The organism is Flagellimonas cixiensis, assembly GCF_042134615.1.
GTDB classification, from domain to species: Bacteria; Bacteroidota; Bacteroidia; order Flavobacteriales; family Flavobacteriaceae; genus Flagellimonas; species Flagellimonas cixiensis.
Genome location: NZ_CP169639.1, coordinates 56204 through 69161, shown reverse-complemented (window position 1 = coordinate 69161; position 12958 = coordinate 56204). Strand labels below are relative to the sequence as shown.

Annotated in this window: 12 protein-coding genes and 1 riboswitch; of the genes, 4 read left to right on the top strand and 8 right to left on the bottom strand. The window is 40.8% G+C overall.

Annotated features, from left to right (window positions below):
• Positions 1 to 94: 94 nt before the first annotated feature.
• Positions 95 to 946: a ChaN family lipoprotein gene (locus ABT310_RS00340; RefSeq protein ID WP_375324783.1), complete on the bottom strand. Its 852-nt coding sequence runs from the start codon at positions 944 to 946 to the stop codon at positions 95 to 97.
• Between the two features lie 10 nt (positions 947 to 956).
• The gene (gene gndA / locus ABT310_RS00335) at positions 957 to 2369 is read right to left on the bottom strand and encodes an NADP-dependent phosphogluconate dehydrogenase (RefSeq protein ID WP_375324782.1); all 1413 of its coding nucleotides are present in this window, start codon (positions 2367 to 2369) and stop codon (positions 957 to 959) included.
• A gap of 166 nt (positions 2370 to 2535) precedes the next feature.
• Here gndA and zwf point away from each other — a divergent pair, with 166 nt between their 5' ends.
• A complete protein-coding gene (zwf, locus tag ABT310_RS00330; protein ID WP_375324781.1) occupies positions 2536 to 4065 on the top strand; it encodes a glucose-6-phosphate dehydrogenase in 1530 nt (509 codons plus the stop codon).
• A 73-nt stretch (positions 4066 to 4138) separates the two neighbouring features.
• Positions 4139 to 4864 (top strand): 6-phosphogluconolactonase, encoded by a 726-nt coding sequence (gene pgl, locus ABT310_RS00325; RefSeq protein ID WP_375324780.1) that lies wholly within the window; start codon positions 4139 to 4141, stop codon positions 4862 to 4864.
• Here pgl and ABT310_RS00320 read toward each other — a convergent pair.
• The gene (locus ABT310_RS00320; RefSeq protein ID WP_375324779.1) at positions 4845 to 5390 is read right to left on the bottom strand and encodes an acyl-CoA thioesterase; all 546 of its coding nucleotides are present in this window, start codon (positions 5388 to 5390) and stop codon (positions 4845 to 4847) included. The two genes, pgl and ABT310_RS00320, sit on opposite strands and share 20 nt — an antisense overlap.
• Positions 5391 to 5439: 49 nt before the next feature.
• Between ABT310_RS00320 and ABT310_RS00315 the strand changes: the two genes are divergently transcribed.
• Positions 5440 to 5838 carry an endonuclease domain-containing protein gene (locus ABT310_RS00315; RefSeq protein WP_375324778.1) on the top strand — a complete coding sequence of 133 codons (399 nt, stop codon included), beginning with the start codon at positions 5440 to 5442 and terminating at the stop codon, positions 5836 to 5838.
• Positions 5839 to 5887: 49 nt separating this feature from the next.
• Here the strand turns inward: ABT310_RS00315 and ABT310_RS00310 are convergent, their stop codons facing one another.
• The 5 genes from ABT310_RS00310 to ABT310_RS00290 form a co-directional block, all read right to left on the bottom strand.
• The gene (locus ABT310_RS00310) at positions 5888 to 6253 is read right to left on the bottom strand and encodes a 6-phosphogluconate dehydrogenase (RefSeq protein ID WP_375324777.1); all 366 of its coding nucleotides are present in this window, start codon (positions 6251 to 6253) and stop codon (positions 5888 to 5890) included.
• A gap of 10 nt (positions 6254 to 6263) precedes the next feature.
• Positions 6264 to 7598 carry a DNA recombination protein RmuC gene (gene rmuC / locus ABT310_RS00305; RefSeq protein WP_375324776.1) on the bottom strand — a complete coding sequence of 445 codons (1335 nt, stop codon included), beginning with the start codon at positions 7596 to 7598 and terminating at the stop codon, positions 6264 to 6266.
• 145 nt (positions 7599 to 7743) lie between these two features.
• Positions 7744 to 8523 (bottom strand): ABC transporter ATP-binding protein, encoded by a 780-nt coding sequence (locus tag ABT310_RS00300; protein WP_375324775.1) that lies wholly within the window; start codon positions 8521 to 8523, stop codon positions 7744 to 7746.
• Positions 8523 to 9554 carry a FecCD family ABC transporter permease gene (locus tag ABT310_RS00295; protein WP_375324774.1) on the bottom strand — a complete coding sequence of 344 codons (1032 nt, stop codon included), beginning with the start codon at positions 9552 to 9554 and terminating at the stop codon, positions 8523 to 8525. The genes ABT310_RS00300 and ABT310_RS00295 overlap by 1 nt, the downstream gene beginning before the upstream one ends.
• Positions 9555 to 10712: an ABC transporter substrate-binding protein gene (locus ABT310_RS00290; RefSeq protein WP_375324773.1), complete on the bottom strand. Its 1158-nt coding sequence runs from the start codon at positions 10710 to 10712 to the stop codon at positions 9555 to 9557.
• 55 nt (positions 10713 to 10767) lie between these two features.
• Positions 10768 to 11003, top strand: a riboswitch (cobalamin riboswitch).
• Between the two features lie 68 nt (positions 11004 to 11071).
• Between ABT310_RS00290 and ABT310_RS00285 the strand changes: the two genes are divergently transcribed.
• Positions 11072 to 12934, top strand: a complete 1863-nt coding sequence (locus ABT310_RS00285) for a TonB-dependent receptor plug domain-containing protein (RefSeq protein ID WP_375324772.1) — start codon at positions 11072 to 11074, stop codon at positions 12932 to 12934.
• The last annotated feature ends 24 nt before the right edge of the window (positions 12935 to 12958 follow it).

Genomic DNA, 12958 nt, shown 5'->3' with positions numbered 1-12958 from the left:
ACACTTTACCTCTCAACGGCGCTCGAGGACCGATAAATTCATAAAATATTCAACAAATAAGGCCTATAGCGAAGTCGAAAGGCCTTGGCCCCCGTTAATAGGTGGTGGTCATATTTTTGTCCACACAAATAATAAAATCTGCTATGCCTTTGTTCTTTTCTTCCAAGTTTTGAACATCTTCTTGGGAAACGGTTGAAATAGTGCCGTACGCCAAATCGGGACGGTCCAATTGCAAGTACCATAAAATTCCCTCATAATTATTGGAGTGGTAGGCACCATTATAGTGTATGAACAAACTGTTCTCCTTGTAATTTTGGAGGATAAAATAGGCCATAGTGGCATCTTTGATGGCTTGGGCCATGACCAATGTTGGACTGCCGTGGTCGCCCATCATTTTTAAAATATTTTGATAGCCAGGCAATTCCGGGTCAAAAGTTATGGGTAAGGGGGCTATCCACGATTTTTCTTCGTTTGAAAGGGAATCCAAAGCTTCAAATCCATTTTTGTATACCATGTTTGCATAACGACGGGGCACATTGGTGGCCACAAAAACAAGTTCCTTATCTTTTGCAAAATCAACCAAAGGGGCATAATCGGTTTTATGGTTGGGCCAAAGTCTCGCAACAGTATCCAACGCTTTGGCGTCTATTTTATCGCTTAAATATGCATTGAGTTCATCTTGATTGTCGGCCTCGATCATTTCCGCTCCCAAAATCAATGGCTTTTTGGTAGACAGGTCCGATGTTAATTCAAATTGTAACCAATGCGCAATGGGATTGTTGTGCAATTCCCCAAACAATACCATATCCTTTTCCTCCAAGCTCTTCAACATCTTTTTGTAGGACACCTTTTTTCCTTTGGCAGTATAAATCACATAGGGTGCTTTTTGGGCTGAAGTAATTATTAGGCCAAAGGTGAATGAAAGAAGGAAAAGGAAATGCTTCAAAATCTTATTTTTATTTATTATCCCATTCGGTGTGGAAAATACCTTCACGGTCCAATCGTTCATAGGTGTGCGAGCCAAAATAATCACGTTGGGCTTGAATCAAGTTCAAAGGCAGACGACTACTGGTATAAGCATCAAAATAGGTGAGTGCGTTGGAGATTCCAGGCAATGGAATTCCATTTGTGGCGCCATACGCTACCAATTCACGGGCTGCATCAACGGTATCCTTCACTTTTTCCACAAAGGAAGGGGATAACAACAAGTTTCTTAATTCCTCATCTGCTTGGTAGGCTTCGGTAATGTCTGCCAATAATGCGGCACGGATAATACAACCTGCCCTCCAAATCTTGGCAATTTCCCCTAATTCTAATTCGTAACCGTATTCTTTGGAAGCATCGGCCAATTGGTGCATACCTTGTGCATAGGTGATGATAAAGGCAAAATAGAGGGCTTGCTCTGCTTTGCTTGTAAATTCATCCTTATCAACAGCAGCAGGGGTGGGTCTATCGTAAAGTTCGTCCGCTTGAACTCGTTCTTCTTTTAAGGCGGATATTTCACGCATGCTCACGGCCACGTCAATGGTTGGAACTGGAATTCCGAGGTCCATTGCATTTTGCGACGTCCATTTTCCAGTACCTTTTTGTTTGGCCTTATCCAAAATCATATCGACCAAATCATTATCGGTTAAATTGTCTTTTTGCTCAAAGATTTCCGAAGTGATTTCGACCAAGAAAGATTGCAAGCGACCTTGATTCCAGTCGGAGAAGGTTTTGTGAAGCTCGTCGTTGGAAAGTCCGCCGGCTTTTTTCAAAAGGTCATAGATTTCGGAAGTCAACTGCATCAAACCATATTCAATACCATTATGTACCATTTTTACGTAGTTACCTGCCGATTTGGGGCCTAAATACGCTACACAAGGTTCGCCTTTATATTTTGCGGAAACCGCTTCAAAAATGGGTTTTACATGTTGATAGGCTTCACGGGAACCACCTGGCATAATACTGGGTCCTTTTCGGGCTCCTTCCGCACCACCGGAAACTCCAGCGCCAAAAAAATTAATGCCCTTTTCTTTTAAATAGGCTTCGCGACGGTCGGTATCGGTAAAAAAAGAATTTCCGCCATCAATAATAATATCTCCTTCATCCAAATGTGGCAGCAATCCTTCGATAACACTATCCACAATTTTCCCAGCAGGGACCAACAACATTATTTTTCTAGGGGTGCTCAATCCGTCTACAAAAGTTTTCACATCAGAAGTCGCGTTTACTTTTGCCGTATCTCCACCTTCTTCAATCAACGCATTCACTTTTTCCGCATCCAAATCGTTACCATAAGCGGTAAATCCGTTATCGGCCACGTTCAAAATAAAATTACGTCCCATTACCCCAAGGCCCACAAGGCCAAAATCATACATATCTGCCATTTTGTTATATTCTTCTACATTTTGTTAAGACTGCCTCAAGGCTGGTCCATTCTGGAAAAACGAAACTAAAATAAACCTTAAATTTGTCATGCTCAAAATTAATGGTCTCAATTGAGTTTTCTGTAGATCATTTACGATTTTTGTGCTGTCAGAAACCTAAAAAACTATGAAGAAGACCGAAAACCAGATGCTTGTTATTTTTGGAGCATCTGGAGATTTGACTGCAAGAAAACTGATTCCAGCAATTTTCAACTTATATAAGGCCAAACAACTTCCCGAAAACTTTGTGGTATTGGGCGCTAGCAGAAGCAATCTTAGTGATGCGGATTTTAGGAACCGTGTGGTTTTTGAAAGCGATTATTTAAAGGATAAAATCAATGGATTAAAGGAAGATGAGATCAAAGCCTTTGCCGATAAAATCTATTATGAGGATTTAGGAGGAGATTATGATACGGATTATGCTCCATTGAGAAAACGAGTGGAATCCTTGAAAGAGAAGCACGACACTTCTGGCAATATCATGTACTACCTTTCCACGCCGCCGACTTTATATGAAACTATTGCGGCCAATTTAGCCGATGCGGGGATGAATACCCAGAACAATGGATGGAAACGATTGATTGTTGAAAAACCCTTTGGTTACAGTTTGGAGACTGCAAAAGAACTCAATGATGGGCTGCACAAATACTTTACGGAGCCCCAGATTTACCGAATAGACCATTATTTAGGGAAAGAAACGGTTCAAAACTTGTTGGTGACCCGTTTTTCGAACAGTATTTTCGAGCCTCTTTGGAACCGAAATTATATCGACCACGTAGAGATCACCAATGCCGAGAGGGTTGGGGTCGAAAAAAGAGGGGGGTATTACGATAAATCTGGAGCCCTTCGTGATATGTTCCAAAATCACCTCTTGCAAATTGTTTCTTTGGTGGTGATGGAACCACCTATTGGGGCCGAAGCAGAGGAAATACGAAATGAAAAGGTGAAGGCGCTTAAATCACTTCGTGTGATGAAAGATGAAGAAACCTTGCACGAAAATACCATTCGAGCACAGTATGTTTCATCCGTAGTGGATGGGGAACCTGTAAAAGGGTATCGTGAAGAAGATGGGGTAGACCCCAACTCGACCACCGAAACCTTTGCAGCCATTAAGTTTTATGTGGATAACTGGCGTTGGCATGGGGTGCCTTTCTATGTAAGAACTGCCAAACGTATGCCCACCAAGGTTACCGAAATAGTGATTCATTTTAAACAACCGCACCATCAGTTGTTTAGTGAATCTGGAATGCATCGAGATAATAAATTGGTCATACGAATTCAGCCCGATGAAGGAATTCTTATCAAATTTGGTGTAAAAGTACCAGGACAGGGCTTTAGGGTAGAGCGCGCTAATTTGGATTTCTATTACTCCAGTTTGGCCGAAACTTATGTTATGGAAGCCTACGAAAGGTTATTATTGGATGCCATGCAAGGTGACGCAACACTTTATGCCCGAGCAGATGAGGTCGAAGCCGCTTGGGAGTTTGTAGATCCCATTCTAAATTATTGGAAAGATGGAAAGGATGTACGCATGTACGGTTATGCAGCGGGAGTTTGGGGACCGGAAAATTCAGATGAACTAATCGAAGGAGATGGTTTTTGGAGAAATCCAGGAGAGAATTTAGCGGATGACCCAGGCTATTGTGTGATTTGCTAAGGGCAATGATCAATTACCATTAAACAATTTACAATGTTCAAATTAAGGATGTTGGTAATCAAAAATATAGATAATGAATCTAAGGATTTTTAAAGATAAACAAGAAGTGGCCGAGCAGTTTTCTGCCTATTTTGTGGAGCAAACAAAAGGGAAAGAAGCTTTTCATGTGGCGCTTTCTGGAGGAAGTACCCCAAAAATTGTATTTGATGTGTTGGCTGAAAAGTTTGCAGGCCAAGTGGATTGGAGCAAGGTACATTTTTATTGGGGGGACGAGCGTTGTGTGCCCCCATCCGATGATGAGAGCAATTATAAAATGACGGTGGAGCATCTATTTTCAAAAATTGAGGTGCCAAAAGAAAACATCAATCGTATTTTAGGGGAGAAAGACCCAAGTAACGAAGCCATGCGATATGCCAATGTATTGGAAATTGATATGGATAGGGTAGAAGAAGTTCCCCAATTCGATTTGGTGATTTTGGGCATGGGCGATGATGGCCATACAGCTTCCATATTTCCTCATGAAATTGAACTTTGGGATGCTGCAGACCATTGTGTTGTGGCGACGCACCCAGAATCTGGACAAAAAAGAGTTTCCATTAATGGAAAAGTCATCAACACCTCCAAAGAAGTAGCTTTTTTGGTCACAGGTGCTTCAAAAGCTGAAAAAGTGAAAGCTGTGATAGAAAAAACGAATGGTTATGAGCAATATCCAGCCTCTTTGGTGCAGCCAAAATCCGGAAATCTAGTTTGGTTTTTGGATGAGGATGCAGCTGCTCAACTTAATCAAAATCCATCTTAACATTTTCTCCCTGTAGAAAATCTAAAAACTCATTCACCTTAAAGTTGGTGGACTCAAATTTGGTATCCCGTTGATTTGCCGAATGTTTACGTTCCTTACTTCTGGCGAATCGGCGGATATCCTGTTTAGTTTTTAAAATCAACCCGGGAACAGACTTGTTTTTACCATCCTTGCCCTTGGCAACCATTGTAAAATAAGAAGAGTTACAATGTTTTACCGCGCCTGAAGTCACATTTTCCGATTCTACACGAACACCGACCACCATAGAGGTTTTCCCGGTGTAATTAATAGAGGCTTTCAACGTAACCAATTCGCCAACGTCAATGGGATTTAAAAAATCAACACGATTCACAGAGGCCGTTACACAGTAGCTTTGGGAGTGTTTGGATGCACAGGCAAAGGCTATTTGGTCCATAAGGTTTAAGATATGTCCTCCATGTACCTTTCCTCCAAAATTGGAATGGGAGGGGAGCATTAGTTCCGTAATGGATACCCTACTTTCTCTGGATGACTTGAATTTTTTCATATTTTGCTCGGATTTACAACTCCTTATCTAAAAAATCCAGAAGTATTAAATGATTATCAAATATAACCCAAAGCTTAAAGAACTTGCAAGGCAACTCAGAAGGAATGCGACTAAATCAGAGGTTTTGCTTTGGCAAAAACTAAAGCGAGACCAAATGCACGGTTACGATTTTCATAGGCAGAAACCTATTGATGAATATATTGTGGATTTCTTTTGTAACAAATTGAGATTAGCCATTGAATTAGACGGGTATTCACATCAATTAGATGAGGTATGGGAAAAAGATATTAAAAAAACAATACGGCTCAATGAACTTGGTATTTATGTACTTCGATTTTCCGACCAGCAAGTTTTAAAGGATATGGAGAATGTGCTGAGGATTATTGAAGATTATATATTTCGTTTTGAAGCAAATGGGGATACACCTCCCTCGGTCCCTCCTTTATAGGAGGGAAGTCGTTTCCCCTCTATGAAGAGGGGAGAAAGGGGTGTGTGATCTAATTTCTAAAAATTGGAGAGTGCTCAGATTGAATTTCGGTAACAAAATACTTAGTGTCTCCCAACCAGAAAAAGGTCGTGTAACGTTCTTTATAGGTTAGTTTTACATATTCTCCTTGGTATTCTTTCAATTTTTCAATGATTTCTTCTTCATGGTCCTCTACCGAAAAAGAAAAAACGTTGGTACCTGCCAACCCTTGACTGATTTGACCCTCCCAAGTTTTTACCAAAACTCCCTTTCTGCTGAATTTAATAAGTTCACCTGAACGATACCCCTCACTAAAAGGAACGTAGTAAATAAAGGCAAAGTAGGCACTGAAGCCCAAAACCACAACGGCAATAAAAATGAATAAAAACTTTTTCATGGTCAGTGTTTTAATTTAATGATTCAAAGTCGTCTTCTTCGGCACGCTTTAATATAGGTTCAGGCAATACTTTTTTTGCCTTCGCTCCCATGGTTCGCAATTTTTCAATGCTGATTACGATGTTACCTCTTCCATCGAATAATTTGTTCATGGCATTTTTATATTCTCCTTTGGCATCGTCCATTTTTTTGCCTACTTGCGTTAAATCCTGCATAAAGCCAACGAATTTATCGTACAATGCTCCAGCTTGTCGAGCAATTTCCATGGCATTGCGCTGTTGTTTTTCGTTGCTCCACATCGAATCTATGGTGCGTAGCGTGGCCAAAAGGGTAGAAGGCGTTACAATCACAATGTTTTGTTCGAACGCTTTATTGTAAAGTGATACATCTTCATTGATGGCGACTGCAAAAGCCGTTTCTATAGGCACGAACATCAATACAAAATCAGGGCTCTCCATTTCATAGAGATCCTCATATTTTTTGGCGGAAAGTTGCTCTACGTGTCTTCGTAACGAGTTGATGTGATCCTTTAAAAACTTGGGTTTATCATCTTCTTCGGCATTGGTATAGCGCTCATAATCCGTTAGGGATACTTTAGAATCCACCACCATTTTTTTACCATCGGGCAAGTGAATAATTACGTCAGGAAGTACTCGGGTTCCATCCTCTCTTTTGAAGCTTTGTTGTACGCTGTATTCCCTATCTTTCTCTAAGCCAGATTTTTCCAATACGCGCTCCAAAACCAGTTCCCCCCAGTTTCCTTGCATTTTACTATCGCCTTTTAAGGCTTTGGTGAGGTTCTCAGCTTCTTGGGTAATTTTTAAATTCTGTGTTTGTAGGTTTAAAAGTTGCTCCTTAAGGGCAGAATGGATACTGATGTTTTCTTTTTGGGATTTTTCAACTTTTTCTTCAAACTCCTTTATCTTTTTGTTGAGGGGCGTGAGGATGTTTTCAATATTTTCTTTGTTGCTCTTGGTGAATTTTTCGCTCTTTTCATCCAAAATCTTGTTGGCCAAATTTTCAAATTCCTTGGTAAATTTCTCCTGAAGTTTTTCTACCTCCTCTTTTTGTTCAGCGTTGGCTCGCTCCAAGTTTTCCATATTGGCTTGGTAGCGCACCAATTGATTGCTCTGCTGCTCTTTTTCCAGCTGCAACTGTTTTTTATCGGCATCACTGGCCAATAATTTCTCATTCAAGGATGTTATGGTGGTGTTGAGTTGGGACTCTCGTTCTTCCCATCTGCTTTCGTTGGATTTGGTTTTTAATTTTTGAATATAGATACCAGCAAAAAGCCCCAAGGCCAAAGCTATGATGCCAATAATCACATAGATAAGTTCTGTGCTCATGAAATTGATTCTGTTGGATAAAGATAAAGGATTGCAAAGATAAAATGCCATTTCTGCGTAGACAGAAATCCACAATATTGATTGTAATTATGCGATTATACGTTGCACTTCGACTTCGCTCAGTGCCCTTCGTGATGTTCAAATTTTACTTATTCACTTTAAAAGTGCCCGTTTGAGGGTCAAATTGAACCATTTCTGACGGAAAAAGTCCATCAAAATGTTGTTCTTCGATAAGTTGGCATGGGTCTCCAAACGGATGATTCTTTCCATCCAAAATCAACATGGTATCACACAATTGAATGGCCAATTCTATTTCGTGGGTGGAAAATAGAATAGTTTTTTGTTGGTGGTGCGCCAATTCACGCAGCATTTTCAAAATTTGAACTTTATGGTACAAATCCAAATGGGTTGTGGGCTCATCCAAAAGAATCAAAGGAGTATCTTGGGCCATGGCGCGGGCAATAAGCACTCGTTGCAACTGACCATCGCTGAGTTCGTGACATTTTTTATGGCGTAAATCAGTTAAGAGGAAGGCATCCAAGCTTTCGTTGATGTGATTTTTGTCTTCATTGGTAAGGCTGCCCAACCAATTCGTGTACGGTTGCCGTCCCAAGGCGATCAGCTCTTCCACAGTCAAGTTTTTGGAAGCCGGACTTTCGGTCAATACCACACTAAGTTCCTTGGCCAATTTTTCGGTTGAGGTATGCTTTATGGATTGTCCTTTGAGTTCAATTGTACCGCTCAACAAGGGTTGGAATCCAGCCAAGGTGCGCAACAAAGTTGATTTTCCAACACCATTTATGCCCACAACGCCACATAAAATTCCCGGTTGCAAAGAAAAATTAATATGCTCCGCGACCTTTTTGGCCCCATAACCAATGGCAAGTTCCGACACTGAAAGTATGTTTTGCGCTTGGTTTTCCATTAGAACATCATTTTTCGTTTTCGAACCAAAAGCCAAATTACAACAGGAGCTCCTACCAAAGAAGTAATGGCATTGATGGGCAGAACACTGGCTGAGTTGGGCAGTTGCGCAATCGTATCACATAGCAACATTAAAATGGCGCCATACAACAAAACAGCAGGAATCAATATTTTGTGTTCCATAGTGTCAAAAATCTGACGGGTCAAATGGGGTACAGCCAAACCGACGAACGCAATGGGACCTGCAAAAGCGGTGATGGCACCTGCCAAAATTCCAGTGGCAATTATTAATATCAAGCGGGATTTTTTCAAAGAAACCCCCAAACTTTGTGCATAGTTCTCGCCCAAAAGCAGGGCATTCAACGATTTTATGCTGAATATACTAAGAGCGATTCCTAATAATACAAGAGTTGCCAATAGGGTAATTTGATTGAAGCTAAGGTTGCCTACACTACCAAAAGACCAAAAAATAAAACGTTGTAATTGCTCTGCACTGGAAAAGTAAGCTAAAACACTTACAATGGCGGAAGTGATACTGCCAAACATCAACCCAATAATTAAAAGGGCCATGGTGTCCTTTACCCGTTGTGCCACAATCATGACCACCAAAAGCACCAAAAAACTGCCTATACTGGCCGCTAAGGCAAGGGAAACATTTCCTAAAAATGAAAATGAAGTCAAACCCGTTAAAATGGAGGTGCCCATCAACAATAATGCGGCTCCCAAACTTGCCCCAGAACTGATTCCCAAAACAAATGGACCAGCTAATGGGTTTCTAAAGAGCGTTTGCATCAAAAGTCCACTTAAAGATAAGCCTCCACCGACTAAAATAGAGGTCAATGCCTTGGGAACCCGAAATTCTTTAACAATGTATGTCCAACTTTCAATCTCAGGAATTCCCCCAAAAAGAATCGAAATTACTTCGGTAAATGGTATATCAACCGAACCAGAACCAATGTTGAGCAAAAGCGCAATGACCAAGGCCAAGCCCAAAAACATAAAGGAAATGCGATATGTTTTTGCGTTATGCATTTATTGAAGTGGTTTTATAAACTGAAGTTGATGCTCTGGTAAAAGTTCGGGATGCAATATGCGAATCAAATCTTTTAACACAATATCAGGGCGTTGTGGGGCACTTTCATAGAAAATGAGGCCTCCTTTTTCACCTTTTTCAATCGCATTGGAGTAAATCTGTTTATTTATAAAGGCGTCAAATTCTTTGTGGTGGGGGTTGAAGTTGCCCAAAGCTTCATAAGTTGTTTCCGCAGACGGATTGAACCAGAAATCAGCGGTTTTTCCTTTTTCCAAAACAGCTTCCAAACTCAAACCAATACTACCCGCTTCATGATTGTCTTTCCACAAATAATTGGCATTGGCGTCTTCCAAGAACTGGGCCATCCAGCTTTTTCCACCAGCGATATACCACACATCTTTATAAAGTCCGCCCGTGAGCACGGTTGGCTTGGTTTTGGCTTTTTTGGCTAATTCTGTGGCCCTTTTATACGAAGATTCAATGGCGTTAAAAATGCTGTCTCCTAATTTTTCCTTTTGAAAAAAGGGAGCAAAGAATTTTATCCATTCTGCTTTGCCTAAAGGCGTTTGTTCTACCCATTCGCCGTTGTAGGCCACGGGAATCCCAGCTTTTTTAATAACACTATAGGCTTTGTTGTCTTCACTGATGCTGAATCCAACAATAAGTTCCGGGTTGAGCACAAGTGTCATTTCTGTGTTGAGTTGTTCGTTTACCCCCAAATCTTTGATTTGACCTGTATCCACTAGTTTTCTGGCCCTGGGTGAAGAAATAAAATCGGTGTTCGGGAATCCCACAATGGTTTCCAATGCACCAAGTGCCTCTACTGGGGCAATATGCGTGGTGGAAGTCAGCACAATTTTTTCAACAGGAGTGGCAACAATGGCATCAAAAGCATCAGCAGCAAAGGTAATGGTTGCCAATTTTTCTTTTGGAACCAAAGCATAGGTAAAGGTTTTTTCCGCCCCTGGCCAAGGAGACTTCACCTCGATTACTGTATAATTGTCGTAAGTGTTAACAGTGAACCCTTTGGCGTAATCAATAGTGTAAGTGGGCTCAATGGCGGGAGCCAAATCGGGCTGTTTTTGCTCTTTACAGCCTAAGCCAATAATCAAAATTAGAATAGCGAAGGCCGTTCTGAGTTGTTGTTGTAATGCCATGATGCCAAAAGTAAGATTATTTAACTTTTACAGAAAAAGATTAAACAGTTTGATTACTTTCGCACCGAATTTTGGTTCGCTCAGGAGTTTTTCTTGGGGGATTAAAAGGGAATCCAGTGCAAAACTGGAGCTGTTCCCGCAACTGTTAGCTGTACCGAATCGGCATTGATGTTTTTTAAGCATCGGGTTCGTAGTAGGTGGTTCACTTAACTTCAAAACCACTGCCCTTAGGGTGGGAAGGTAGAGTGCAATACGCAAGCCAGGAGACCTGCCAAATTCAAACAAATAATGTTAAACTTTCGGGATAAAAGTTTACGTATGAAAATCATACTATTCTCCCGTTTATTCAATTAAACGAAATGAAGAAAAATCATTTTTGGTTTATCGCCATACTATTGGCGGGTAAGGGGCTTTCTGCACAAAATGTACAGCAGGATTCCTTAAAGGTTCATCAACTGGATGAAGTTGTTGTGAGTGATTCAAAATTTGAATTGAAACGCGAAAACTCTGGTAAAACGGTCATAAAAATTACAGCCGAGGAACTGAAGCAAAAGCAAGGCATGACCGTTGCTGAAATTATCAACAGCAAAAGCGGAATGGAAATCACAGGTAGCCGTGGACGCGATGGTGATGTGTTGGGTGTTTATGTGCGCGGTGGTCGTGGAAAACAAGTATTGGTGGTGATTGATGGGGTGCGTGTTTCTGACCCATCCACTTTTTCGCAGGAATATGATCTAAGATTGCTTTCGCCTTCCAATATTGAGTCCATAGAGATCATAAAAGGGGCAGCCAGTACCCTGTATGGAACCAATGCGGCAACTGCAGTTATTAATATTACCACAAAGAAAAGTTCCCAAAAACAAATTGCAGGTAGTTTTCAGACCAGTGTGGGCACCAACCAAACTTCTGAGGACCAAAACTATAATTTGGGTAGCATCAGTAATGCGGTAAATGTGAACGGTACCTTGAACAAATTTAATTATGCGGTCGATTTTTCAAACCGTTATAAAAGTGGACTTTCCGCTGCTGTTACTCCAGAAAATGAGGAAGATGTGTTTTCCCATTACAGCACCAATGTGCGATTGGGGTATCAAATCACCAAAGATTTTGAAGTGGCTGTTTACGGTAATCAGACGAAATACAGCACAGAATATGATGCTTCCAATGCAGATGCCAATAATTTGGGAAAAAGTGAACAACAACGTGCTGGATTATCTTCTGCTTTCAATTATGGAAAAGGCTCTGTGCATGTAAATACGGCGTTCACAGATTATGAAACCAACTCTTCCGACACTTGGGGAGAGAGCACTTCGGAAGGTAAAAACTGGGTGCTGGATCTTTACAATAAATATGTATTCGGTGAGCAATGGTACACTATTTTAGGAGTAAATTATATCAAAGATGAAGCCGCATTTTCCAATACTGCGGAATTTACCATTGTGGATCCCTATGCCAATGTGGTCTATATTTCAGATTTTGGTTTAAACTTGAACCTTGGTGGACGTTTGAACAATCATTCGGAATATGGAAACCATGTGGTGTACAACATCAACCCATCTTTTGTATTCAAAACTTCGGAAGGGTATGTTAAGGTATTGGGGTCTTATGCAACTTCTTATATAACTCCAAATTTAACCCAACTTTTTGGGGCATTTGGGAGCAATCCTGATTTGGAACCTGAAGAAAACAGAACCATTGAAGGTGGACTGGAATTTAGGGCGAATGATAAATTACGTTTGAGCGCCATTTACTTTGACCGCAATGAAAAGAACACTATTGGTTACGACTCAAATTTTACCAGCATTAATTTGGCTGACGAGATTGATGCCAATGGGGTAGAGGTAGAGGCTTCTTGGTTTCCCGTTGAAGCTTTGAGCGTAAATGCCAACTATACCTTTACAGAAAGAAAGGGCGATAATGCCATTCGAATTCCAAAGCATAAGGCCAACCTTTCTTTAGGATATGAATTAGCAGAAAAGACCAATTTTGTATTGAGCTATGCGTATACCGGACAACGTTTTGATACGGATTTTGTAAGCTTTACCGATGTGGCTTTGGACCCTTTTTCGTTGGTCAACTTTTACGTAGGCCACGATTTGATCAAAGACAAACTTCGAGTGTTTTTAAATGCAGATAACCTTTTGAATGAGGATTTTATTGAAGTTGTTGGCTATACCACACGCGGCAGGAACTTTAGGCTCGGCCTAAGTTTAAATCTATAAAAAAGAAAAGCGGCCAATTGGCCG